The sequence below is a fragment of the Filimonas effusa genome (genome assembly GCF_004118675.1).
GTDB lineage: Bacteria > Bacteroidota > Bacteroidia > Chitinophagales > Chitinophagaceae > Filimonas > Filimonas effusa.
The window spans coordinates 1,737,097-1,758,665 of the sequence record NZ_SDHZ01000001.1 but is presented as its reverse complement, the minus strand read 5'-3'; the positions used below and the strand labels follow the sequence as shown (position 1 = coordinate 1,758,665).

The window sequence follows — 21,569 nt, the reverse complement described above, 5'->3', positions numbered from 1 at the left end:
CACTCCCACTACAGGAAACACCATTCATTCCTTTCAAAAACACACAATCATGCGAATTCAAAACAATGGCTCCCTGCTGAAAGGGGGCAAAGCTAAGCTAAGCGCTACAAACGCAATGTTAATCTTGATCGCCGCTTTCTCTGTTTTTGCAGCTTCCTGCTCCAAAAATAAAGAGGTGCAGTCTCCCGGTTTAACGCTCAATAATGGACTGGGCGTTATTGTAGGTAGTACGCCGCAGGCTATCACAGGCTCAGGCGTTACTTCCGGTACCATTTACAATACAAGTGGACTTTATCAGGTAGATACTTTCCGTCAGGCATATTCAACTAGCCCCGGCCAGCCTGCCGATGGTAATTTCTATTGGATCTTCACCGACAATGAAGCCGGCACATCCACCACCTTCGATATAAAATTCACTGGCACAGCTACAGGCGATATCACCGCTCCAACCGGGTTTGGCGCTCCTGTCCTTAAGTATATCGACAAATCCTTTACTTCCGTAGTGGCAGACGATTTCGATGACGCCCTCGATCCAGATAACAATACCATAGGTATGAATGAGGTGGTTGGCGACAATGTCCCGCCACCTGTAGCAGCCTTCGCCAATGGAAAAGGCTGGTATAAATACATGTGGAATAACCATACCATTCAACCAGTGGCAGGTCGTACGCTTTTATGGCAGAAAGGTGCAGTGATCTTTAAATTCGAAATTCAAAGCATCTATAAAGGAACCCTTTTCCCTTATTATACCTTCCGCTACCAGCAAATTGCAAGCTAACGGAAAACAGTACGTTTCACGCTGCTTAAGGCAGTAGTGCTGACCTTTGAATAAGAATTGCTGTTAACCAATAAAAATCCCCGTTGCGGAGAACCGCACGGGGACTTTTGTTTGTGAGCAAGCAACCGAATTTCCCCGTATATTATCGTAGGGATAACACAAAACTAAGGAATTTATTTCAAAAAACGAACAGCTGTTCGTAAAATAAGATTCTTTATCTGCTAAACTGCTTTGCCTACTTTTGCAGGCCTGCCTCTCGAGGCAATAAGTAGATAACGTATGAATGTACTTGAATTGTTCAAGCCTGTTACCAGCTTTGTTTTCGATATAGATGGCGTGCTTACCGATGGTATGTTACTGGTAATGCCAGGTGGAGCCATGGTCCGCCGCATGAATATTAAGGATGGCTATGCATTACAGCTGGCCATCAAAAAAGGATACCGCGTAGCCGTCATTTCCGGCGGCGACTCACCCGAAGTAAAGGAACGGCTCCATAAATTAGGCGTTACAGAGGTCTTCATGAAGGTGGAAAACAAATTGGAATGCCTCTTGCAGTATATGGCTGCCCACGGCCTGCAGCCACAGGAAGTCCTCTTTATGGGCGATGATATCCCCGATTACGAGGCCATGTTATCTGTTGGACTGCCTTGCTGCCCCGCCGATGCCGTAACAGAGATCAGGGGTATCGCACGTTATATCTCCCCGTTCAAAGGGGGAGAAGGTTGCGGCAGGGATGTCATCGAAAAAACAATGAAACTGCGTGGCGACTGGATGGTCGACACCAGGGTGAAATCGCAATAAATTATCGTATTTTCATTTATACAGCATATTTCAAAAAAAGACACACCTGTAGTTCCGAATGAGATTGATCACAGCCTTCCTTCGCCTGGTACGTTGGCCTAACCTGTTATTTATTATACTTACGCAGGTGATGTTCGAATATTGCGTACTGCAGCCAATCTTCAGGCATGCAGGTATCCATAACAACATCCAGGGCGTCTACTTCTTGCTGATCTGCTTTTCATACGTGCTCATGGGCGCTGCAGGGTATATCATCAACGACTATTTCGACCTCAATATCGATCTGGTGAATAAACCCGGTAAGGTCATCGTTGCAAAGATCATTAAACGGCGCTGGGTACTGGTATGGCATATCATACTTAACTTCCTGGCTATAGCTTGCAATATATACGTCGACCTTCATACCAGCAGTAAAATAGCAGGTATTACCTCCTTTGTTTGTGTTATCCTGCTGTTCTTTTATTCCACAACGCTAAAGAAAAAATTCCTCATCGGCAATGTAGTCGTGGCGGCAATCACCGCCTGGTCTATCATAGTACTTACCTGGCTCGAAGGCAGCCGCTTTTTCCAGCTTTATCACCGAGCAGCTAATCTCGATTTTGAAAAAATATTCAGGCTCACAGTGCTCTATACCGGCTTTGCTTTTATTATTTCTCTCATAAGAGAAGTCGTGAAAGATATGGAAGACGTGGAAGGTGATAGAAGATACGGATGTAAAACCATGCCTATCGTATGGGGTACCATGGCAACCAAAGTTTTTGTCTCGGTTTGGTTTACAGTCCTCATTGCTGTGCTCATTGCGATCCAGTTCTATGTCATGCATTTTGGATGGTGGATCAGCATTGTCTACACTGTTGTGCTCATTATAACGCCGCTCATCAAAGCATTCCGCTTGTTATTCCCGGCGCGCACTCCCGAAGATTACCATCGTCTTAGCTCACTTATCAAGCTGGTGATGCTCACAGGTATTCTTTCCATGGTCTTCTTTTTGCTGTATTCATGACGGCCTGTATTTTTGCGGTATGCAACAATTGATTTTGGCTTCCCAGTCTCCAAGACGTAAACAATTACTGGAATGGGCAGAGATCCCGTTTGAAATAGTGGTCAGGGAAACAGATGAAGCTTACCCCGAAGGAATGGCAATAGCGGAAGTTCCCATCCACATCGCCCGCAATAAAGCTTTGGCAGTAAAAGAATACCTCCAAAAGAATAACCTCGGAAAAACAGGAGCGCCCATCCTTGCAGCCGATACTGTTGTCGTCCTCGGTAATCGCATCATCGGTAAACCAAAAGACCGCCAAGAAGCTATCGCTATCCTTAAAGACCTGTCAGGACTTGTACACGAAGTGATCACCGGTGTAGTGCTCATCACGCCCGAAAAAGAAACCAGCTTCTACGATGTAACACGTGTCGAATTTTACCCGCTTACTCCCGAAGAAATTGCTTTCTACGTCGATAAATACAAACCATATGATAAAGCCGGCGCTTATGCCATCCAGGAATGGATTGGTGTAATAGGTATAAAAAGTATCGATGGCGACTTTTATAACGTAATGGGCTTGCCGGTGAGCAGGGTAGTTCGTGCACTCACTGCTCCCGGTAACCTGGCCTGAACAAAATGACCATAGCTTTTATAGCATAGCTGCTTACTTTTGAGCAAAGCACTTGCTATGCTAACCTATCCCTTACCCATAGCCTTCCTCAGAGAAGAATTGCTGCAGTTCATCTGGGCGCACCGGTATTATAATCAGGTAACATTGTATTCCGTTCAGGGCGACCCCTTACAGGTGATAGCTCCCGGGAAATGGAATAAAGACCAGGGCCCCGATTTCCTTAACGCACAAATTCTGATAGGTGGTATTTTATGGGTGGGAAATGTAGAGATCCATATCTATACTTCCGATTGGTACAGGCATCGCCATCACTGCGATCGCAGATACGATAACGTCATCCTGCATGTGGTATGGTCGCACGATAAACAGCCTCCAGGCAACGCCGCACACCTGGCTATTCTCGAATTACAACCGTTGGTGGCAAATATGCTGCTCCAGCACTATGCCATGCTCATGCATAACGCAGGAGAACTGGCTTGTAGCTGGCAGTTACCCTGCTTGTCACCGCTTGCTTGGCTGGCCTTTACCGAAAGACTGGCAGTAGAACGCCTTTGCAGAAAGGCAGATGAAGTGCTGCTGTCCCTGCAGGCCGCCGGCAATCATTGGGAAGAAGTATGCTGGTGGCAACTCGCCCGGAGTTATGGTATGAAAGTAAATGCCGGCTGCTTCGAACAAATCGCCAGGTCATTACCTGTAAAACTGCTGATCCGGCATAAACACTGCATCCAGCAGCTCGAAGCGCTTTTATTGGGACAAGCCAACCTGCTCAACGATGAATTTACCGATAGCTATCCGCAAATGCTGCAGCGCGAATACCGCTTCCTGCAACATAAATACCGGCTGCCCGTTCTAAAACAACGGCCCGCATTTCTCAGGTTAAGGCCTGCCGCCTTCCCCTCGCTCAGGCTCGCACAAATGGCGATGCTGTTACACCAGAAACAACACCTCTTTGCCTTCATCACCGAAACAGAAGACCTGGCCTCGGTGATAACGTTTTTCGAGGCTACCGCCAACGACTATTGGCATTATCACTACAGCTTCAACGATAACACATCGTTCCAGCCTAAAAAACTGGGTAAGGCTGCCACAGCCGGCATTATCATAAATGCAGTGATACCATTGCTTTTTGCTTATGGCAGGTACAAACAGATACCGGAGATCCAGCAAAGGGCCATCGATTGGCTGTCACAGATCCCGCCCGAACAAAACACCATTACCCGCAAATGGGTAAAAGCAGGCATATCCGTTCATAACGCAACAGATACCCAGGCTTTGATCGAACTTACCGGCAACTACTGCAACTGCAGGCGCTGCCTCAATTGTGCAATAGGAAACAAAATACTAAGGACCAGCGGAGCCACTTAGTTGTTCCAGTGGAAGCTTATTTCCTGTACCAGTGAAGAATGAAGACTTTGAGCTACCGGGCAGGCATGCGCAGTACGCTCAAGTATGGTTTTATCCTTTTCACTTACCTGCAAACCGGGAGGGAAGTGTAATACCACCTTTATAGTGCCTATCCTGCGCGGGTCGGCTACCATAACTTTTGTCACATCTATTGTAGTGCCCTCAAGGTCTATTTCCATATCCCGGGCCTTGATTCCCATAGTGGTTAATATGCAGCTGCCCAGCGCCGTAGCTACCAGGTCGGTAGGGGAAAATCGTTCACCCTTGCCTTGATTATCGACAGGCGCATCGGTTTCAATGACTGTTCCGCTCTGCAGGTGTTTTGCCTCTGTTCTTAAATTCCCGGTATAAATTATTTGTGAAGTCATTGGAGAAAAATTTGCCTAAATTTACGCCTATCAAACAATTCGTTGTGAAGAAAACATTTTTAGTAGCGATAGCAGTTATCATTACGGCGGCCGGATTTGGACAAACTGCCAACACTAGGCAGCAGAAGAAAGAAGAACGGAAGCAACGCATTAACCAGTTGATAAAGCAGGAGGAAGAAGGCGCCCTTATCTTCAATAAGCAGGGCGAATTCGGCATTAAGCTCAATACCGATGGCTATGGCATCTTCTATGAACATGGCAAGTATAAAACCATCACAAAAACAAACCTGTGGTGGATTGAACTCGGTGAACGCAAAAACGCCAAAGAAGAAAAAAGAACCCGCGGCGACGGATTCTTCTACTACGGAAATCCCTTCATCTTCGGCAAACAAAATAACTTCTACTACCTCAAAGGCGGACTTGCACAACAATACATGATAGGAGGAAAAGGTAACCGTAACGGCGTAGCCGTATCTGCCATCTACGGCGGAGGCCTCTCCCTCGGTATGCTTAAACCCTATTACCTCGTAGTAAATGAAGGCGGAGTAGAAAAAGATATCCGCTACAACGATAATAAAACGGTCTTCCTCGACCCGGGAGCTATCGTAGGAAGCAGCGGCCCCTTTAAAGGCTTCGGCAACATCGATTATGTACCCGGTGTACATGCCAGGCTCGCCCTGCGATTCGATTATGGCCGCTTTAACGACTTGTTATCTGCACTCGAAGTGGGGGTGAACGCTGAATATTATACCAAGGATATGCCCATTATGGTGACAGGATCCGATAAAAAGTTCTTTTTCAATGCACACGTAGCGTTGGTGTTTGGTAAGAGAAAGTGACCTAATTTTGCATCTATGCGTGAATTACCGATCGTTACAAAGACAGAAACAGTTGCAGAACCGGAGGCTAAACTTAAAAAACCCAGTTGGTTGCGCGTAAAACTTCCAATAGGGGATAGCTATAAGAACGTTCGTAATCTGGTTGACAATCACAAGCTTCACACCATCTGTGAAAGCGGTAATTGTCCGAATATGGGAGAGTGCTGGGGAGAAGGTACCGCCACGTTTATGATCCTGGGTAATACCTGTACCCGTAGCTGCGGCTTCTGCGCCGTAGCCACAGGTAGACCCGATCCCGTCGACTGGGACGAACCGCAGCGGGTCGCCGAAGCCATCCACCTCATGAAAGTCAAACATGCCGTGCTTACAAGCGTCGACAGGGACGAACTGAAAGATGGTGGCTCCATCATCTGGTACAATACCATTAAAGCCGTAAAAGCATTAAATCCGGGTACTACACTCGAAACGCTCATCCCCGACTTCAAAGGCCAGGAAGAGAATATTCAGCGCGTGATCGACGCCGCTCCCGAAGTAGTAAGCCATAACATGGAAACCGTGGAACGCCTGAGCCGTCAGGTGCGCATCCAGGCCAAATACAGGCGCAGCCTCGAAGTGCTCAAATACCTCAAACAGGGCGGCCGCCGTACTAAAACAGGTATCATGCTCGGACTTGGCGAAACCAAAGAAGAAGTGATCCAGGCGCTCGAAGACCTCGCCGCAGTAAATGTAGACGTTCTTACCCTGGGACAGTACCTGCAACCCACACAAAAACATCTTCCCGTTCACCGTTTTGTACACCCCAACGAGTTCGCAGAACTCCGCGAAATCGCCTACGAGCTTGGTTTCGACTATGTTGAAAGCGGTCCCCTCGTCCGTTCTTCCTATCATAGCGAACGCCATGTCCTGCAAGGCTATGGCCGCCGTAAATGGCTCGCCGAACGCGAAGAGGCTGGCAAGGTTCTTGGATAATAGAATAGAAACACTATTCATTACCCAAAAAACATTCCTATGAGTGTACAAAAAATTTTAGTAGGTACGTTATCCGGCCTCGTAGCCGGTGTAGCTATAGGCTTGCTGGTAGCGCCAGCTTCCGGTAAAGAAACGCGTCAGAAGATCTCTGACACAGCTGATACCTGGAAAAGAAAACTTCGCCGGCTCCGAGGCCACGCAGGTCAGGAACTCGACGAATTACAATCCATCTTCGAAGGTGAAGTCGACGGCTTAAAAGATGATGTTCGTGCACGTATTCTCAAACTGATAGAATCCAGCAAAAACAGCTATAATCACCTTAAAGAAGAAGCTGCGTCTGTTTCATAACATAATAAAATAGCACAGCAGAGCATTATATAAACACATCGCTCTCGCTGCGAAATAAAAAAGGGATAGAACCTCCATAACAGGTCCTATCCCTTTTTCTTTCTGTAACTGCCTGTTATTCACCCGCCAGCTACTATCTTTTTCCTATCTTCCCTTAATAATTGATGATATGTCGAAACCCCACTCTAAGAAAACAGTCGTACTGCTGTTGCTGAACGCTGCCGTATTTATCAGCGTAACCGCCTACAAACCCTATCAGCAACCCCGTAAACGTAATCTGAAAGTATTGCCCCAGGATATCAGCCGCGATAGCCTCCAGCAGATCATGCGTGGCTATAATACGGCCCTGGGCGTAAAATGTAACTTCTGCCATGCCCAGAGCGAAATGGACCCTAATCGTCCCGATTTCGCCAGCGACGCCAAACCCGAAAAAGAAACGACCCGCGAAATGATCCGTATGACAAACGACATCAATCGCCGCTATTTCACCCCGGCCACCGATACTACAAAGGTGATCCAGGCAGTTTCATGCGCCACCTGCCACCGCGGTCACGAATTACCGGAGGAGTAGGCCATCGGCTCACTCCTTTTTCCTTCGTAACCGCACAGCCGCATTCTTCTGGTAAGTACTGGTCAGGTTTATCTCGTAACGATGATCCTTATCCGTAATGATCATCAACGCCGAATTCGGAGGTATGGTGCCAAGATTCTCTGCAAACATCACCAGGTCGTTATTGGCTGCAATAGAATCTACCGCTACTTTGAAGGTAATAGGCTTGCGCGTCTCCAGCAATTGCTTATGCTGAACCAGCTTGCCATTATAGAACACGGAAACGGTATCATAATCAAACTCTCCGTTATCATATAGATCTATCCTTACAGAATCCTCCGATACCTCTAGCTCCTTCACGATCTCTTTGGTACGCATATTCAGCTGGATAGAAGCTTCCCGCTGCAGTTTCTGTATAGGCGACTCGGCAGGACGAACAAGGGTATCCTTCGCCTGCTTCTCTATCTCTGTTTCAACAAGCTGCTGGAAAGGCACTTCCTTCAGCAATTTTGTGAACTTTACATTGATAGGAGCACAGCTGTAAGTATGCAGGTCATCACTGGTAAAACGCCCCGAAAGCGTGGTCTCTATTTTCGATGCCTTTAAAGTAAAGGTTCCTTCCATCATACAATCTACCCCCATAGCCGCATCTACCGTCTTATAAAAGATCATCGGCATAAAATTGATCTTTAACTGCCGCTTGGTCGCATTGTAAGTACCCTTTATCTTATTGCTGAAATAACCATTGCGAAAGAAATAATTGAACTCCCCCGTAACTACACTGCCCTTCTGCTCCAGGATCAGCTCACAGAGATAGTTATTGGCACTGCCATCTATATTAACATTACCTACGCCATACCATTTCCCTTTCACCGTCTGGGCTTGTAAGGTAGTGGCAACACTCATAAGTACACACAACAACAACAGAAAATAATGACGTTTCATTTATGGTGGCGGGATTTTGCAGAGTTATTCAAGAATCGTGCTAATTGTCTTCTAACCGATATAGCGCTTCAGATCACGGTCGGCATCGCGCTGCTTTATCGTATCACGCTTGTCATGCAGCTTTTTACCTCTTCCCAGGCCAATCTCCACCTTTACCAGGTTCTTCTCGTTTAAAAAAACACGCAACGGCACTATGGTAAACCCCTTCTCCTTCATTTTAACCCCCATTTTCTTCAGCTCCCGCTTTGTCAGCAATAACTTACGGTCATGAACTGCTATATGATTGTTCGAAGTGCCACGCGCATATTCAGCAATATATAAACCTCTTACCCAAAGCTCTCCGTCATCAAACAGGCAGAAAGCATCATTGAAGCTTACCTTGCCATCACGTATCGATTTTACTTCCGTTCCCAGCAACACTATTCCCGCTACATATTTATCTTCTATGTAGTAATTGAAATAGGCCTGCCTGTTGTTCATCTCTTTTGCCATATCAATTGTGCAATTCAAAGGTCTGATGCCAAATTCCGGGTGAGCCTGCCAAAACAAGCCTGCTGGAACCCCTGATAATAAGGGAGTAAAAATCAAAAATAAACGCTCTTTCTTTTTTTGCTTTTGCTTTTTGGCTTTTAAAATGTTAAAGTATACATAACCCGCTTAGCAGGTACAGTCTGCAAAAATAAAAAGTCAAAAGCGAAAAAGGGTAGTAGTAGGCCTCTTTTTCGCTTTTGACTGTAAGGTTATTACGAAACGCAGGAGCTGTAACAACTGGTCTCCCAAAACTACAAACCCGCTGGCTGGCGTCTGTTCTAACCGTTGAATAACGTAATTACCTGCGCAAGTTTCTCCTTCAAAGTCTTTCTGTCAACAATGAAATCCAGGAAACCATGATCAAGAAGGAACTCACTGCGCTGGAAACCTTCCGGCAGGTCTTTTTTGATCGTTTCCTTGATAACACGCGGACCCGCAAAACCAATTAACGCACCAGGTTCAGCTATATTAAGATCCCCCAGCATCCCAAAACTCGCCGAAATACCACCAAACGTAGGATCGGTAAGCATCGAAATAAATGGCAGACCGGCATCGCTCAGCTGCGATAATTTTCCCGAAGTCTTCGCTAACTGCATCAAACTGAAAGCGCTTTCCATCATACGGGCGCCCCCGCTCTTCGATATTACCAGGAAAGGCAAATGAAGCTCTATACACAGGTCTACCGCACGGGCAAACTTCTCACCCATAACACTTCCCAGCGAACCGCCAATGAACTCAAAATCCATAGCCGCAACCACCAGGCCGCTGCCAAGTACGTTGCCATGAGCCACACGCATACTGTCCTTCAGATCAGTCTTGGAATGTATCTCGTCAAGCCGCTTCTGGTAAGGCTTCAGATCCGTAAAACCCAAAAAATCTTTACTGATGATATTATCGAAATGAACCGTATATGTTTTATCGTCGAATATGATATTGAAATAGTCTTCACTGCCAATACGATGATGGTAGTTACACTTCGGACATACATACATACTTTCGGCAAGCTCAGTGGTAGTGCATATATAATTGCACTCAGGACATTTACTCCACAAACCTTCTGGCGTCTCCTTTTTATCGGCAGTAGAAGTGGTTATGCCCTTACGAAGGCGGCGAAACCAACGCTCTTTGGCTTCAGCTGATTGCTGGCTTCCTTCTTCGCCCGCTAGGTTCGAATCGAAATCTTCTTCTTTGTTCATAATATCCGTTAGGAATTTGAGGATAGCAAAAATAAGCAGTTTGAGCTATCACGGCTCACAGATGGCCACTAATTTCCTTTGAATCTTCGTGATTTATACGTTTATTTTGCATCGCCTAGTATAATAACTAAACCTAATTATTCTAAAACCTAAAAACTTTCAAGATGGCCAAGTACAATGCCGGTGTATTATACGGCGAAGAGTTAGCTTCTTTGTATGCCGATGCCAAACAAAATAAGTTTGCATTGCCTGCCGTTAACACCATAGGCACCAATACCATCAATGCTGTATTGGAGACTGCTGCCAAAGTGGGATCTCCCGTTATCATTCAGTTCAGTAACGGTGGCGCCCAGTTTATCGCGGGTAAAGGTATGCCCAACGATAACCTGCAGGCTAACATCGCCGGCGCCGTAAGCGGCGCGCTTCATATTCATAACGTTGCACAATACTATGGCGTCCCCGTTGTATTGCACACCGACCACGCCGCCCAGAAATGGCTGCCTTGGATCGACGGCCTCATCAAAGCCGGCGAAGAATTTAAAGCCAAAAACGGCCGCCCCCTGTTCAGTTCTCACATGCTCGACCTCTCCGAAGAACCCCTGCATGAAAATATCGAAACCTCTGTAGCCTTCTTCAAAAGAATGGCTCCCCTCGGTATGAGCATCGAAATCGAATTGGGCGTAACAGGCGGTGAAGAAGACGGCGTCGACAACTCTGGTGTTGAAAACTCCAAACTCTATACCCAACCTTCCGAAGTGGCTGAAGCTTACAAAGCTTTAAACGAAGTAAGCCCCATGTTTACCATCGCAGCGTCTTTCGGTAATGTGCACGGCGTTTATAGCCCCGGTAACGTAGAATTACGCCCCGATATCCTGAAAAGCAGCCAGCTGTATATTCAGGAACACCTGAAAACAGGCGAAAAACCAGTAAGCTTCGTATTCCACGGCGGTAGCGGCTCCCCTAAAGAACAGATCAGGGAAACCCTCGACTACGGTGTTATCAAAATGAACATCGATACCGACATGCAATGGGCTTATTGGGAAGGTGTCCTCAACTTCTACAAAAAGAACGAAGGCTACCTGCAAGCCCAGCTCGGTAACCCCGAAGGCGCCGATAAACCAAACAAGAAATTCTATGATCCCCGCGTTTGGCTGAGAAAAGGCGAAGAACAATTCGTAAAACGTCTCGAAGAAGCTTTCGCCGATCTTAACTGTATCGGAAGAAACAAATAGAATACTACACTTTTCTCTCTGAAAAAGGCCCGGCAACAACGCCAGGCCTTTTTCTTGCCCGCGAAACCGGCCGTAACCCCTAAAGGCAGCCTATACCACAGCTATACCATAAGTATACCATAACCACTCTTGCATCGCACATACATCGCACCTGTATCGCACTTGTATCGCACTTGTATCGCACTTGCCTCACAGGCACCCTCCGCAACCTCTTCTCCCAATCCCCCTTCGGCATCTCCCGCCCCCGGCAACCCGCTATCTCCTCTTTATTGTTGCTAACAATCGTTATCTTTGGCCAAACAGCATTGTCATATGAATAATAGAACAGTTTACATCGTTTCGGCGGTTCGAACCCCCATGGGTAGCTTCGGCGGAAGCCTCAAAGATCTCTCCGCTACACAGCTGGGCGCAGCCGCCATCAAAGGAGCGGTGGAAAAAGCAGGACTGAAACCAGAGCAGGTTCAGGAAGTATTGATGGGATGCGTGTTACAGGCTAACCTCGGACAGGCACCGGCACGGCAGGCTGCTAAATTTGCCGGCTTACCCGATAGCGTCATCTGTACCACCGTTAACAAAGTGTGCTCCAGCGGCATGAAAGCCGTAATGCAGGGCGTACAATCTATCCTGCTCGGCGACGCCGATATCGTTGTGGCAGGCGGCATGGAAAGCATGAGTAACGTTCCCTTCTATAACGCACACCAACGATGGGGAAACAAATACGGCGACATCTCCATGATCGACGGCCTCGCCAAAGACGGCCTCGTCGATGTATATAATAAATATGCAATGGGCATGGCTGCTGAATTATGCGCCAAAGAATGCGGCTTCTCAAGAGAAGACCAGGACGCATTCGCTATAGAAAGCTACAAACGCAGCCAGAAAGCATGGGAAGAAGGAAAATTTCAGTCCGAAATAGTGCCCGTTCCCATCCCGCAACGCAGCGGCGAGCCAATCCTGTTCAGCCGCGACGAAGAACCCTTCAACGTAAAATTCGACAAGATCCCCTCACTCAAACCAGCCTTCCGGAAAGAAGGCACCGTTACCGCCGCCAACGCCAGCACCATGAACGATGGCGCAGCAGCCCTGGTGCTCATCAGTAAGGAAAAAGCAGACGCCCTGGGCATCAAACCCATTGCCATCGTAAAAGGCTACGCCGATGCCGAACAGGCCCCCGAATGGTTCACTACTGCACCCGCATTGGCAGTGCCAAAAGCACTCGAAAAAGCAGGCCTCACCATCGATCAGATCGACTATTTCGAACTAAGCGAAGCCTTCGCCGTAGTAGGCTTGGTAAATACGCAGAAACTTGGCCTGAAACCCACACAGGTGAACATACATGGCGGCGCCGTATCCCTGGGCCACCCACTGGGTTGCAGTGGCGCCCGTATCCTGGTGACGCTCATCCACGTCCTCATTCAAAACGGAGCTAAAAACGGTGCCGCAGGCATCTGTAACGGGGGAGGAGGCGCCAGCGCAATGGTTGTTGGCCTGCCATAAACAAAACCATAAAAGCTTTGGCTGATAACAAAACAGGGTGTGCCTTTAAAAGCACCCCCTGTTTCTATAATAGAAAAACGCTGCTATAACAACAGCATCTCCCGGTATTAATACCTGTAATGTTCAGCTTTGAACGGACCAAACTGGGGAATACCCAGGTAAGCCGCTTGCTCGGTAGTCAGCTCGTCAAGCTCCACGCCAATTTTAGCAAGGTGTAAACGGGCTACTTTCTCATCGAGATGTTTAGGTAATACATACACCTGGTTCTCGTAATTTTTGTGGTTAGTCCACAACTCGATCTGCGCCAGTGTTTGGTTGGTGAAGGAGTTACTCATTACGAAAGAAGGGTGACCAGTAGCGCAACCCAGGTTCACCAGGCGGCCTTCTGCCAGTACAATCACATCTTTACCGTCAATGTTGTAAAGATCAACCTGAGGCTTGATGGTATCTTTGGTATGACCGTAGTTGCCATTCAGCCATGCCATATCGATCTCGATATCGAAGTGACCGATATTACATACGATCGCTTTGTCTTTCATCAGCTTGAAGTGCTGGCCGGTGATGATATCACGGCAACCGGTAGTGGTAACGATGATGTCACCTTCTTTAACCGCATCCACCATTTTCTTAACTTCAAAACCGTCCATCGCAGCCTGTAAAGCACAGATAGGATCGATCTCGGTTACGATAACGCGGCAGCCTGCACCTTGTAATGAAGCGGCAGATCCTTTACCCACATCACCATAACCCGCAACAACAGCTACTTTACCAGCCATCATGACGTCTGTAGCACGACGGATAGAGTCTACCAATGATTCTTTACAACCATACTTGTTGTCGAACTTGCTCTTGGTAACAGAGTCGTTTACGTTGATCGCAGGAATAGGTAAAGTACCTTTAGCCATACGCTCGTATAAACGGTGAACACCCGTAGTGGTTTCTTCGCTTAATCCTTTTACATGCTGTACCAGCTCAGGATATTTATCGAAAACAATGTTGGTTAAATCACCACCATCATCGAGGATCATATTCAAAGGACGCTCAGTGCTGCCGAAGAACAGTGTTTGTTCAATACACCAGTCTGCTTCTTCCTGTGTTTGACCTTTCCACGCAAAAACGCCGATACCGGCTGCTGCTATTGCTGCCGCAGCATGATCTTGAGTAGAGAAGATATTGCAGGAGCTCCAGCGAACTTCAGCACCTAAAGCAATCAGTGTCTCTATCAGAACCGCTGTCTGAATAGTCATGTGTAAGCAACCGGCAACGCGCGCACCTTTTAAAGGCTGTGATGCACCGTATTCTGCACGCAACGACATCAAACCAGGCATTTCTGCTTCTGCCAGTTTAATCTCTTTACGGCCCCACTCTGCCAGGCTAATATCCTTCACCTTATAAGGAAGGCTTAAGTCAATTTTTTCTACGCTCGTTGACATAAATCTGTTATTTGATTGTTTTTAACGCACCAAAAGTACGTTGGTAGTATAAAATAAGGTGCTAATGCTGAAAAATAGTGGAAATCTTCTGTTTTTCTTAATTTGGCAGAACAAATGCATCATTAAACATGAAAAAACCGCAGGAAAAAGAAGAAAAAACGGTAACCCCGCTACAGCTCGATGATAAAGACCTCGCCATCCTCCGCCTCTTGCAGGAAAATGCCCGCATCACCGTCCGCGAAATCTCCGATAAAATACACCTGAGCGCCACGCCTGTACACGAACGCATCCGCAGGATGGAAGAATCCGGCGTAATCAGGCAATACGCAGCCCTGGTCGATCATACCAAAGTGAAAAAAGGACTGATGGTCATCTGTTACGTATCCCTCAAACAACACAATAAAAACGCGGGAACCCGCTTCATCAAAGCAATTCAGCAAATGAATGAAGTCATCGAGTGTTACAACATCTCGGGAGAATTCGACTTCATGTTGAAAGTTGTTGCAGAAAACATGGATGCTTACTACGACTTCCACGTAAACACCCTTAGCCAGGTCGAAAACATGGGCCATATGCAAAGTGTCTTCGTAATGGGTATCATCAAGCAAACCCATCAACTGGTATACTAACTATAGCCCGCGTTCCATGACATAGTCATTCATAAAATAACCCTGCCCAATGGAAATATCTTCCTCTTTTATAACACGGAATCCCTGCTTTTCATAAAAGGCTTTTGCCTTGTTGTAGCGGTTCACATTCAGTTGCAGCTTATCTGCTCCGGCTTCTTTACAAATACGCGCTACTTCGGTAATCAGCGTCTTGCCGGCTCCCGACTGCTGTACATCGGGTGATACATACAACTTATGAAGTTTCCCTTTGTCGCCGTCGACAGTAAATCCCGCAAAGGCAATAGCAGCGCCATCCAATTCTGCAATGATAAACTGCTGACCTTTCTGCATCTGATCTTCCAGCACTTCAGTAGTATAAAACAGTTCAAGCATATAGGTGATCTGCGCTGCCGAAAGTATACTGCCATAAGTCGCTGGCCACGTTGCCCTGGCTAACTTTTGAATGAACCCGATATCACCAACGCCTGCTTTTCGTAATAATAACATCTCTTCTGTTTTAAATAAAACCAAACTAAAATGGTCTCCGAAAAAGAATACCGGCTTTGAAAAGCAACCTCCTGAAAAAGTCACTTCTCTAAACCGGTACCCATATAGCATCAAAATAGTAAACTTGCAAACAATGCTTCCACGATAGCTTCCATCAACTCCTCTTCAATCCGCCATCCGCCATCTGCCATCTGCCATCCGCCATCTATCCCCCTACAATCCAGCCAGGCTCTCCTTGATCGTCTGTATCCTCGCTTCCGCATCAGCCTGCTTCTTGCGCTCCAATGCTACCACCTCAGGCTTCGCATTCTGAACAAACCGCTCATTGGCGAGCTTGTTGGTTACACTGGCCAGGAACTTCTCCTGGTAAGCCAGGTCCTTCTCAAGCTCCTCTTTAAGAGCGCCGGTATCTATCTGCTGATTCGTAGCGATAAAGAACTTATCTTTTTCGATAGTAACCACAACACAGTTGGCAACCGCTTCAGTGGTATAGTCTATCAGTTCGGCATTCACCTGCTTGGCCACGATGCTTTCGATAGCTTTATAAGAAGCAGTATCCTCTGCCTGGATATAAAGTTTGATCGTATCCTTGGGTTTTACCTGGTTTTTATTGCGGGCGTCACGGATAGCGGAGATCACCTTTTTCAGTAAATCACCGGTCTGTAATACAGCCGCAGGCTGAAAATCAACTTCATCGAATTGCTTCACACAAAGATCTACATCCTGTTCTTTCAGCAGGTGATACATCTCTTCAGTGATGAAAGGCATATAAGGATGCAGCAGTTGCAGCAATTGCTCAAAATAAGATACTGTTTTCTCGTACATCGCGGCGCTTACAGGTTGCTCGAAACCAGGTTTCACCCACTCCAGGTACCAGCTGCAGAAATCATCCCAGATAAGCGAATAAATGGTCTTTAAACCCTCGCTTAAACGGAATTGCCCAAATAGTTTGTCAAGCTCTGTACGCACCTCTTTCAGGCGATAGTCGAACCACTCTATCGCGAAATCAGCCGTGCTGTTGTCCGAAGCATCACTGATCCTGCTTTCCCATCCTTTCACCAGTTTCAGCGCATTCCAGATCTTGTTGTTGAAGTTACGGCCCTGCTCCAGTGCTGCTTCATCAAACAACAGGTCATTACCCGCAGGAGCAGATATCATGATTCCGAAACGAACCGCATCGGCGCCATATTTATCGATCAGGTCCAGCAGGTCGGGAGAGTTCCCTAGGCTCTTACTCATCTTACGCCCTTGGTTGTCACGTACCATGCCGGTGAAATACACATCCTTGAAAGGAATCTCTTTCCTGTATTCCATACCCGCCATTACCATCCGCGCTACCCAGAAGAATATGATATCCTGCCCGGTCACCAGTACCGAAGTAGGGTAGTAGTAGTTGATTTCTTCATTGTCAGGTTCGTTGATGCCGTTAAACACCTCTATAGGCCATAACCAGCTCGAGAACCACGTATCCAGTACGTCTTCGTCCTGTTTAAGATCATCAGCGCTAACGCTAACGCCTTGTGCCTCGAATTGACTCGCTGCCTCTTCTCGTGTTGCGGCTACTACAAAATTCCCGTCCGTAGTATACCACGCAGGAATCTGCTGGCCCCACCAGAGCTGGCGGCTGATACACCAGTCCTTAACATTCTCAAGCCAGTATTTATAAGTAGCCAGGAACTTGTCACCCGGGTGAATACGGATATCGCCGTCAACCACGGCCTTTAACGCCGGCTCGGTGATCTCCTTCATCTTCACCCACCACTGCGTAGAAATCTTAGGTTCTACAACGGTATCGGGATTACGCTCACTGTAAGCCACACGTGTAGGATTCTCTTCTTCTTTAACAAGTCTTCCTTCTTCCGCAAGTTGTTTGATAACCAGCTTGCGCGCAGCAAAACGGTCTGTGCCCACAAATACTTGCGCTGCTGCACTCAGGGTACCGTCCGCGTTCAGCGTATCTATTACTTCCAGGTTATGTTTTAAACCCAGGTTATAGTCATTGATATCATGGGCAGGCGTCACTTTCAGCGCACCCGTACCAAATGCCGGATCAACATATTCATCGAATATCACAGGTATCTCCCTGTTCACCAGCGGAACAATCACCTTCTTACCCTTCAGATGTGTATAACGCTCATCGGTAGGATTCACACACACCGCCGTATCACCCATGATGGTTTCAGGACGCTGCGTTGCTATCGTTATCCAGGCATCGTCGCCCGTTTCTCCTGCTATCTGGTAGCGAACATAATAAAGCTTGCCTACTGCGTCTTTATAGATCACCTCTTCGTCACTCAGCGCCGTTTTCGCCCGCGGATCCCAGTTGATCATCCGCGCACCACGATAAATCAGCCCCTTGTTATAAAGATCGATAAACACCTTGATCACAGCCTTGTAGTAATGATCGTCCATGGTGAAATTCACACGGTCCCAGTCTACACTGCATCCCAGCCTTTCTATCTGGTTGTATATGATGCCGCCGTATTTCTCCTTCCACTCAAAAGCGTATTTAAGAAATTCAGGACGGCTCAGATCGGCCTTTTTAATTCCTTTTTCCTTTTCCAGCATCTGCACCACCTTCGCCTCCGTGGCAATGGAAGCATGGTCGCTGCCAGGAACCCAGCAGGCATTGAAGCCCGTCATCCGCGCTTTCCGTACCAGTATATCCTGTACCGTCTCGTTCAGCGTATGACCCATGTGTAACACACCAGTGACGTTAGGAGGGGGGATGACCACTGTAAATGGCTTTCTGCCATCAGGTTTACTGTTGAAATAACGTTTCTCCTTCCAGTGTTGGTTCCATTTCTTCTCCGCCTGCGCCGGCTCAAAATTTTTGCTTAGTTCCATGGGAATCTGTGTATGTAATGTTAATTCGGGCTGCAAAAGTAAGGCATATTCCCCGCATGCCGTAACCCTCCCATATTTCCGCTCGATAGATTGAAAAAAAAGCTATTTTTAAAATATGAATAACCGTCCGACTGATTTTACGTGGAGCACTGATCCCAACCCACATCACGTGCGTGTGCGACAGATTCTCAAGCAGCATCCCGAGGTAAAGGAGCTGGTAGGAAAGAACCCCTACACTATTTTCATGATCATTGGCCTCGTCAGCGCCCAGGTAGCACTGTCCTGGTGGCTTGCCGATGCCGCCTGGTGGCTTATCTTCCTGGTAGCCTATGTTGGGGGAGCCTTTATCAGCCACGCCTTATGGGTGATGATTCATGAAACAAGCCACGGCTTGCTCTTCAAAGGAAAAGTACCTAACCTGCTGGCAGGCATCCTGGCCAATCTGCCCCATGTTTTCGCCAGCTCGGTGTCCTTTCAGCGCTATCACCTCAAACACCACGCGCACCAGGGCGAACACGACCTCGACGCCGATCTGCCCGATTTCTGGGAAGCCAGACTCATCAGTAACAACCCCTTCAGTAAAATGCTGTGGTTCTTACTCTTCCCCGTATTCCAGGTAACCCGCACCGCACGCCTCAACATCGAACTGTTCGACCGCTGGGTACTCATCAACTGGATCATCCAGATCACCTTTAACGTCGCCGTTTGGTTTTTAATAGGCCCCAAAGCCCTTGCTTTTATGCTTATAAGTTTCTTCTTTTCAGTAGGATTGCATCCCCTCGGTGCCCGCTGGATTCAGGAACATTACCTTACCCTCGATCCCGTTCAGGAAACCTATAGCTACTATGGCCCCCTCAACAAGGTCGCCTTTAACGTAGGTTACCACAACGAACACCACGATTTCCCTTCTATCCCCTGGAATAAGTTACCACAGATCCGCAGCAAAGCGCCATCATACTACGATTCCCTGATCTCTCACCAGTCATGGACAAAATTGATTTTACTGTTCATCTTCAATCCCAAACTCTCTCTTTACTCCCGCGTACTGCGTAAAGAAAAAGTAAAGATCACGAAAGAACATACCGCTGTAGAACCCGCAGCACTGTAGTATATAAAAGACCTGAACAGGAAGCCGTATCATCGAAAGACGATACGGCTTCTTTATATCCACACTAAACATTTTTCCCGTTTCTGTCATTCACCGTCTATTCTTATCTTTAAACACCGTAGCCCCTCATCTACGAAAACAACGCTTTATATACGGCTCATAAAGCCGTTTTAAACCCGTCTCTATGGTTGCCGCGAAGATGCCCGCTTAACGTTTGAAACCATCTCCTGCCTATGACAAATGATATCGCTATCGACCAAATAAACCAAAGGATGGAAGCTGTTTTTGCAGAGATTCCCAAAAAATACCAGCGCTTTTTCCACCGGAGATCGCTCAACAATTTTATGTATTACCTCCCCCGCATCAAAGGAAGAACAGAGCAACAGGAAATCGCTGCAGCCATAACCGCCTACCTCGACGAATTTGAAATCGTTTTTCCCTTGGAGCTAAATATTGCCGTAGCCGCGGATTTATTTAACAGGCACCTCTATCCCGTTGCCCGTAAATTCGAATGGCGCTGTGGTTTTGTTCCAATCGTACCCCTTCGGGCATGTTGGGTGCTCTTCCCGCAGCTTGCTGCTGTGTTTTGCCTCGTGTTTTTGTTAACCATACCTGCTTCTACCTTTTACTGCTTGCCTTTATAGCCTATATGGTCAGGATAGCTTTAAAGATTAAAAATAAAAAGGCGTATGGCCTCACATATTGATAGGAGGGCGCAAAAGACTAAGTAAATGACTATTTTGAAAATTCATCACTAAAGCTAAATTTGCATTCCTGTCAGGCCCCCCTGTTGCTTACGTGAGCTTTGCCATCCCAAAGTGATCTGCACCTGCGGCGCCCCGGCAGGTAAGATCCTTACTTAATAACAAGTTATTTCCAACATGACCAAAGAATATAAGACATATCGGCTCCTGGTAATTATTTATGTGATCCTTATCGCTAACAATGCTTTGCTTTTTACAGGAGGAGCTGCCTATTATATCTGGTTTTTAACATCGGTAATTGCGCTTGCCACTGTGCTCTTTAAAGAAAGACATACTGTACTTGATTTTACAAAGAATTCTTCCGATTACAAGCCATCAAAGGCATTGATGTTTGCCACAGCTTTCATTATTACCTATCCCAGGCATTATGAGGCTGCCAGGCACCTGAACCATACGCATGTGATGCTATTGCAGGCCACCAATTTTCTCTTGTTTATTGCTGCCTTTGGTGTCGAAAAAAAAGATGCAGCCTAACGAAACCAGACTCGTTTAAAAAACGGCTATAGGATGACAGAAATTTGAACAGCTTATCATCTCGTTGGGCTATCTTCTACCGCATAATCAAATTCCTCCTTTCCGCAGTTAACACAATAAGGGCCGGTCTCCTTTATCTTCCCGCAAGTGGTACATACCTGTATATCGCGCCTTATTATTTGTTCCTGGATAAAATCTTTATCAAATTCAGGTAGCACACACAGGCCGGGGCGCGGATCGGTGGCCTCTAACATACTGAAACGCCCGTTGGCCTCAAAATAAAGGCGTTCTACCTGCCCAAGATGAATATATCCCCTGCCTCTTAACTCAGAAAAAACACGGTCTTTCGATAAACGGCTTTTTACCATTTCTCCCAGATGCATATACCCACCATGAACCAATGTTGCTATTTGTCCAAGCGCATGACGTTCAAATGTATTACTGCGCATAGCCCGCTGCGAAACAAGATACTGCCCGATAATAACAATAAAGGCTACTATTACCGCAGGTAACAGTCCCCTTTCCGGCGTATGCACCGGTATACCTGCCGCCGCAGCCAGCGCAATGGTAGCCACCATCTCGTTCCTGCTAAGATGCGATGACAGCCGTTTACCCATCTTCCGCATACTGAACACTACAAGTATATACATGAAAATGATCCGTAACGCCGCCTCCAGGTAAAACTCGGGAGGTACTTCTCCAAATAAAATACGCTGCCAGTCTCCCAGCTTTATCTCATATTCTTTCATAACAAAAT

Annotated in this window: 23 protein-coding genes; 15 read left to right on the top strand and 8 right to left on the bottom strand. The window is 46.9% G+C overall.

Annotation, left to right across the window (positions count from 1 at the left end; genetic code table 11):
• The first annotated feature begins 49 nt into the window (after window positions 1-49).
• The 5 genes from ESB13_RS06600 (at window position 50) to ESB13_RS06580 (ending at window position 4,557) form a co-directional block, all read left to right on the top strand.
• Complete coding sequence (locus tag ESB13_RS06600) at window positions 50-778, top strand: hypothetical protein (RefSeq protein ID WP_129002221.1); 729 nt, start codon at window positions 50-52, stop codon at window positions 776-778.
• A 279-nt stretch (window positions 779-1,057) separates the two neighbouring features.
• Window positions 1,058-1,579: a KdsC family phosphatase gene (locus ESB13_RS06595; protein ID WP_129002220.1), complete on the top strand. Its 522-nt coding sequence runs from the start codon at window positions 1,058-1,060 to the stop codon at window positions 1,577-1,579.
• Window positions 1,580-1,637: 58 nt separating this feature from the next.
• On the top strand, window positions 1,638-2,582 hold the full coding sequence (locus ESB13_RS06590; RefSeq protein WP_129002219.1) for a geranylgeranylglycerol-phosphate geranylgeranyltransferase: 945 nt from the start codon (window positions 1,638-1,640) through the stop codon (window positions 2,580-2,582).
• A gap of 19 nt (window positions 2,583-2,601) precedes the next feature.
• Window positions 2,602-3,192, top strand: coding sequence for a Maf family protein (locus tag ESB13_RS06585; protein WP_129002218.1), 591 nt, complete (start codon window positions 2,602-2,604; stop codon window positions 3,190-3,192).
• A 57-nt stretch (window positions 3,193-3,249) separates the two neighbouring features.
• Window positions 3,250-4,557 carry a DUF2851 family protein gene (locus tag ESB13_RS06580; RefSeq protein ID WP_164974114.1) on the top strand — a complete coding sequence of 436 codons (1,308 nt, stop codon included), beginning with the start codon at window positions 3,250-3,252 and terminating at the stop codon, window positions 4,555-4,557.
• On the opposite strand, the gene ESB13_RS06575 is transcribed toward ESB13_RS06580, so the two are convergent.
• Window positions 4,554-4,964, bottom strand: a complete 411-nt coding sequence (locus tag ESB13_RS06575; RefSeq protein ID WP_129002216.1) for an OsmC family protein — start codon at window positions 4,962-4,964, stop codon at window positions 4,554-4,556. The genes ESB13_RS06580 and ESB13_RS06575 overlap by 4 nt on opposite strands.
• 44 nt (window positions 4,965-5,008) lie before the next feature.
• Here ESB13_RS06575 and ESB13_RS06570 point away from each other — a divergent pair, with 44 nt between their 5' ends.
• From ESB13_RS06570 to ESB13_RS06555, 4 genes are all read left to right on the top strand, one after another.
• A complete protein-coding gene (locus tag ESB13_RS06570) occupies window positions 5,009-5,803 on the top strand; it encodes a hypothetical protein (RefSeq protein WP_129002215.1) in 795 nt (264 codons plus the stop codon).
• Window positions 5,804-5,818: 15 nt separating this feature from the next.
• Window positions 5,819-6,772 (top strand): lipoyl synthase, encoded by a 954-nt coding sequence (gene lipA / locus ESB13_RS06565; RefSeq protein ID WP_129002214.1) that lies wholly within the window; start codon window positions 5,819-5,821, stop codon window positions 6,770-6,772.
• Between the two features lie 39 nt (window positions 6,773-6,811).
• Window positions 6,812-7,120, top strand: coding sequence for a YtxH domain-containing protein (locus tag ESB13_RS06560; protein ID WP_129002213.1), 309 nt, complete (start codon window positions 6,812-6,814; stop codon window positions 7,118-7,120).
• Window positions 7,121-7,289: 169 nt separating this feature from the next.
• Complete coding sequence (locus ESB13_RS06555; protein WP_129002212.1) at window positions 7,290-7,691, top strand: c-type cytochrome; 402 nt, start codon at window positions 7,290-7,292, stop codon at window positions 7,689-7,691.
• Window positions 7,692-7,700: 9 nt separating this feature from the next.
• On the opposite strand, the gene ESB13_RS06550 is transcribed toward ESB13_RS06555, so the two are convergent.
• The 3 genes from ESB13_RS06550 to accD all read right to left on the bottom strand — a co-directional run bounded on the left by ESB13_RS06550 (window position 7,701) and on the right by accD (window position 10,342).
• Window positions 7,701-8,615 carry a hypothetical protein gene (locus tag ESB13_RS06550; protein WP_129002211.1) on the bottom strand — a complete coding sequence of 305 codons (915 nt, stop codon included), beginning with the start codon at window positions 8,613-8,615 and terminating at the stop codon, window positions 7,701-7,703.
• A 51-nt stretch (window positions 8,616-8,666) separates the two neighbouring features.
• The gene (gene smpB / locus ESB13_RS06545; RefSeq protein ID WP_181955287.1) at window positions 8,667-9,107 is read right to left on the bottom strand and encodes an SsrA-binding protein; all 441 of its coding nucleotides are present in this window, start codon (window positions 9,105-9,107) and stop codon (window positions 8,667-8,669) included.
• A gap of 317 nt (window positions 9,108-9,424) precedes the next feature.
• Window positions 9,425-10,342: an acetyl-CoA carboxylase, carboxyltransferase subunit beta gene (gene accD / locus ESB13_RS06540; protein WP_129002210.1), complete on the bottom strand. Its 918-nt coding sequence runs from the start codon at window positions 10,340-10,342 to the stop codon at window positions 9,425-9,427.
• 164 nt (window positions 10,343-10,506) lie between these two features.
• On the opposite strand from accD, the gene fbaA reads away from it, so the two are divergent.
• Together fbaA and ESB13_RS06530 are read left to right on the top strand one after the other, a co-directional pair.
• Complete coding sequence (fbaA, locus tag ESB13_RS06535; RefSeq protein WP_129002209.1) at window positions 10,507-11,574, top strand: class II fructose-bisphosphate aldolase; 1,068 nt, start codon at window positions 10,507-10,509, stop codon at window positions 11,572-11,574.
• 312 nt (window positions 11,575-11,886) lie between these two features.
• The gene (locus ESB13_RS06530) at window positions 11,887-13,071 is read left to right on the top strand and encodes an acetyl-CoA C-acyltransferase (RefSeq protein WP_129002208.1); all 1,185 of its coding nucleotides are present in this window, start codon (window positions 11,887-11,889) and stop codon (window positions 13,069-13,071) included.
• Window positions 13,072-13,178: 107 nt separating this feature from the next.
• Here the strand turns inward: ESB13_RS06530 and ahcY are convergent, their stop codons facing one another.
• A complete protein-coding gene (gene ahcY / locus ESB13_RS06525) occupies window positions 13,179-14,504 on the bottom strand; it encodes an adenosylhomocysteinase (protein ID WP_129002207.1) in 1,326 nt (441 codons plus the stop codon).
• A gap of 128 nt (window positions 14,505-14,632) precedes the next feature.
• Here ahcY and ESB13_RS06520 point away from each other — a divergent pair, with 128 nt between their 5' ends.
• Entirely contained in the window at window positions 14,633-15,133 is a 501-nt protein-coding gene (locus ESB13_RS06520) for an Lrp/AsnC family transcriptional regulator (RefSeq protein ID WP_129002206.1), read from the top strand.
• Here ESB13_RS06520 and ESB13_RS06515 read toward each other — a convergent pair whose 3' ends face one another.
• Both ESB13_RS06515 and ESB13_RS06510 read right to left on the bottom strand, forming a co-directional pair.
• Window positions 15,134-15,619 carry a GNAT family N-acetyltransferase gene (locus tag ESB13_RS06515; protein ID WP_129002205.1) on the bottom strand — a complete coding sequence of 162 codons (486 nt, stop codon included), beginning with the start codon at window positions 15,617-15,619 and terminating at the stop codon, window positions 15,134-15,136.
• A 213-nt stretch (window positions 15,620-15,832) separates the two neighbouring features.
• Window positions 15,833-18,466 carry a valine--tRNA ligase gene (locus tag ESB13_RS06510; protein WP_129002204.1) on the bottom strand — a complete coding sequence of 878 codons (2,634 nt, stop codon included), beginning with the start codon at window positions 18,464-18,466 and terminating at the stop codon, window positions 15,833-15,835.
• Window positions 18,467-18,581: 115 nt separating this feature from the next.
• Between ESB13_RS06510 and ESB13_RS06505 the strand changes: the two genes are divergently transcribed.
• From ESB13_RS06505 to ESB13_RS06495, 3 genes are all read left to right on the top strand, one after another.
• On the top strand, window positions 18,582-19,574 hold the full coding sequence (locus ESB13_RS06505; protein ID WP_129002203.1) for a fatty acid desaturase: 993 nt from the start codon (window positions 18,582-18,584) through the stop codon (window positions 19,572-19,574).
• Between the two features lie 233 nt (window positions 19,575-19,807).
• Window positions 19,808-20,218: a hypothetical protein gene (locus ESB13_RS06500; RefSeq protein WP_129002202.1), complete on the top strand. Its 411-nt coding sequence runs from the start codon at window positions 19,808-19,810 to the stop codon at window positions 20,216-20,218.
• A 237-nt stretch (window positions 20,219-20,455) separates the two neighbouring features.
• Complete coding sequence (locus ESB13_RS06495) at window positions 20,456-20,812, top strand: hypothetical protein (RefSeq protein WP_129002201.1); 357 nt, start codon at window positions 20,456-20,458, stop codon at window positions 20,810-20,812.
• A gap of 56 nt (window positions 20,813-20,868) precedes the next feature.
• Here the strand turns inward: ESB13_RS06495 and ESB13_RS06490 are convergent, their stop codons facing one another.
• The gene (locus ESB13_RS06490; protein WP_129002200.1) at window positions 20,869-21,561 is read right to left on the bottom strand and encodes a DUF421 domain-containing protein; all 693 of its coding nucleotides are present in this window, start codon (window positions 21,559-21,561) and stop codon (window positions 20,869-20,871) included.
• Window positions 21,562-21,569 lie beyond the last annotated feature (8 nt).

What these genes read in the sequence shown, in the direction of transcription:
- ESB13_RS06600 (WP_129002221.1), top strand. Translation starts at nt 50, where the DNA reads ATGCGAATTCAAAACAATGGCTCCCTGCTGAAAGGGGGCAAAGCTAAG.
- ESB13_RS06595 (WP_129002220.1), top strand. Translation starts at nt 1,058, where the DNA reads ATGAATGTACTTGAATTGTTCAAGCCTGTTACCAGCTTTGTTTTCGAT.
- ESB13_RS06590 (WP_129002219.1), top strand. Translation starts at nt 1,638, where the DNA reads ATGAGATTGATCACAGCCTTCCTTCGCCTGGTACGTTGGCCTAACCTG.
- ESB13_RS06585 (WP_129002218.1), top strand. Translation starts at nt 2,602, where the DNA reads ATGCAACAATTGATTTTGGCTTCCCAGTCTCCAAGACGTAAACAATTA.
- ESB13_RS06580 (WP_164974114.1), top strand. Translation starts at nt 3,250, where the DNA reads ATGCTAACCTATCCCTTACCCATAGCCTTCCTCAGAGAAGAATTGCTG.
- ESB13_RS06575 (WP_129002216.1), bottom strand. Translation starts at nt 4,964, where the DNA reads ATGACTTCACAAATAATTTATACCGGGAATTTAAGAACAGAGGCAAAA.
- lipA (WP_129002214.1), top strand. Translation starts at nt 5,819, where the DNA reads ATGCGTGAATTACCGATCGTTACAAAGACAGAAACAGTTGCAGAACCG.
- ESB13_RS06560 (WP_129002213.1), top strand. Translation starts at nt 6,812, where the DNA reads ATGAGTGTACAAAAAATTTTAGTAGGTACGTTATCCGGCCTCGTAGCC.
- ESB13_RS06555 (WP_129002212.1), top strand. Translation starts at nt 7,290, where the DNA reads ATGTCGAAACCCCACTCTAAGAAAACAGTCGTACTGCTGTTGCTGAAC.
- ESB13_RS06550 (WP_129002211.1), bottom strand. Translation starts at nt 8,615, where the DNA reads ATGAAACGTCATTATTTTCTGTTGTTGTTGTGTGTACTTATGAGTGTT.
- smpB (WP_181955287.1), bottom strand. Translation starts at nt 9,107, where the DNA reads ATGGCAAAAGAGATGAACAACAGGCAGGCCTATTTCAATTACTACATA.
- accD (WP_129002210.1), bottom strand. Translation starts at nt 10,342, where the DNA reads ATGAACAAAGAAGAAGATTTCGATTCGAACCTAGCGGGCGAAGAAGGA.
- fbaA (WP_129002209.1), top strand. Translation starts at nt 10,507, where the DNA reads ATGGCCAAGTACAATGCCGGTGTATTATACGGCGAAGAGTTAGCTTCT.
- ESB13_RS06530 (WP_129002208.1), top strand. Translation starts at nt 11,887, where the DNA reads ATGAATAATAGAACAGTTTACATCGTTTCGGCGGTTCGAACCCCCATG.
- ahcY (WP_129002207.1), bottom strand. Translation starts at nt 14,504, where the DNA reads ATGTCAACGAGCGTAGAAAAAATTGACTTAAGCCTTCCTTATAAGGTG.
- ESB13_RS06520 (WP_129002206.1), top strand. Translation starts at nt 14,633, where the DNA reads ATGAAAAAACCGCAGGAAAAAGAAGAAAAAACGGTAACCCCGCTACAG.
- ESB13_RS06515 (WP_129002205.1), bottom strand. Translation starts at nt 15,619, where the DNA reads ATGTTATTATTACGAAAAGCAGGCGTTGGTGATATCGGGTTCATTCAA.
- ESB13_RS06510 (WP_129002204.1), bottom strand. Translation starts at nt 18,466, where the DNA reads ATGGAACTAAGCAAAAATTTTGAGCCGGCGCAGGCGGAGAAGAAATGG.
- ESB13_RS06505 (WP_129002203.1), top strand. Translation starts at nt 18,582, where the DNA reads ATGAATAACCGTCCGACTGATTTTACGTGGAGCACTGATCCCAACCCA.
- ESB13_RS06500 (WP_129002202.1), top strand. Translation starts at nt 19,808, where the DNA reads ATGACAAATGATATCGCTATCGACCAAATAAACCAAAGGATGGAAGCT.
- ESB13_RS06495 (WP_129002201.1), top strand. Translation starts at nt 20,456, where the DNA reads ATGACCAAAGAATATAAGACATATCGGCTCCTGGTAATTATTTATGTG.
- ESB13_RS06490 (WP_129002200.1), bottom strand. Translation starts at nt 21,561, where the DNA reads ATGAAAGAATATGAGATAAAGCTGGGAGACTGGCAGCGTATTTTATTT.